Origin of the sequence: Streptococcus mitis (assembly GCF_003943905.1) — a bacterium.
GTDB classification, from domain to species: Bacteria; Bacillota; Bacilli; order Lactobacillales; family Streptococcaceae; genus Streptococcus; species Streptococcus mitis_BC.
In genome coordinates, this window is sequence record NZ_RJNS01000013.1 from 1 (window position 1) to 1,132 (window position 1,132).

A 1,132-nucleotide genomic window follows, 5' to 3' on the forward strand; every position below is an offset into this window, starting at 1 on the left:
AGCTTCTATCTCAGCAAGCGCGAGCCAGTCTGCGTCAATTAGTGCAAGCCAAAGCGCATCAGCATCAGTATCAGCAAGCATCAGTGCGAGCCAATCAGCATCTGTATCAGCTAGTCAATCAGCTTCAGCTTCTGTAAGTGCAAGCGACTCAGCATCTGTATCAGCTAGCCAATCAGCAAGCGCATCTGTAAGTGCAAGTCAAAGTGCTTCAACATCAGTAAGCGCCAGCCAAAGTGCCTCAGCTTCAGCATCTAACAACCAGAACTCAGCTTCTATCTCAGCAAGCGCGAGCCAGTCTGCGTCAATTAGTGCAAGCCAAAGCGCATCAGCATCAGTATCAGCAAGCATCAGTGCGAGCCAATCAGCATCTGTATCAGCTAGTCAATCAGCTTCAGCATCTGTAAGTGCAAGCGACTCAGCGTCTGTATCAGCTAGCCAATCAGCTTCAGCATCTGTAAGTGCAAGTCAAAGTGCTTCAACATCAGTAAGCGCAAGCCAAAGTGCCTCAGCTTCAGCATCTAACAACCAGAACTCAGCTTCTATCTCAGCAAGCGCGAGCCAGTCTGCGTCAATTAGTGCAAGCCAAAGCGCATCAGCATCTGTAAGTGCAAGCGACTCAGCGTCTGTATCAGCTAGCCAATCAGCTTCAGCGTCTGTATCTGCAAGTCAAAGTACTTCAGCATCAGTATCTGCAAGTCAAAGTGCCTCAGCTTCAGCATCTAACAACCAGAACTCAGCTTCTATCTCAGCAAGCGCGAGCCACTCTGCGTCTGTATCTGCAAGCCAAAGCGCATCAGCATCAGTAAGTGCTAGTCAATCAGCATCAGTATCAGCTAGCCAATCAGCTTCAGCGTCTGTATCTGCAAGTCAAAGTACTTCAGCATCAGTATCTGCAAGTCAAAGTGCCTCAGCTTCAGCATCTAACAACCAGAACTCAGCTTCTATCTCAGCAAGCGCGAGCCAGTCTGCGTCAATTAGTGCAAGCCAAAGCGCATCAGCATCAGTATCAGCAAGCATCAGTGCGAGCCAATCAGCATCTGTATCAGCTAGTCAATCAGCTTCAGCTTCTGTAAGTGCAAGCGACTCAGCATCTGTATCAGCTAGCCAATCAGCAAGCGCATCTGTAAGTGCA

At 48.8% G+C, this 1,132-nt stretch carries 1 protein-coding gene; it reads left to right on the plus strand.

What is annotated here, in order from left to right; all coding sequences use genetic code 11:
• On the plus strand, positions 1-1,132 hold a 1,132-nt coding region (locus D8854_RS09705), incomplete at both ends, for a hypothetical protein (protein WP_185768092.1).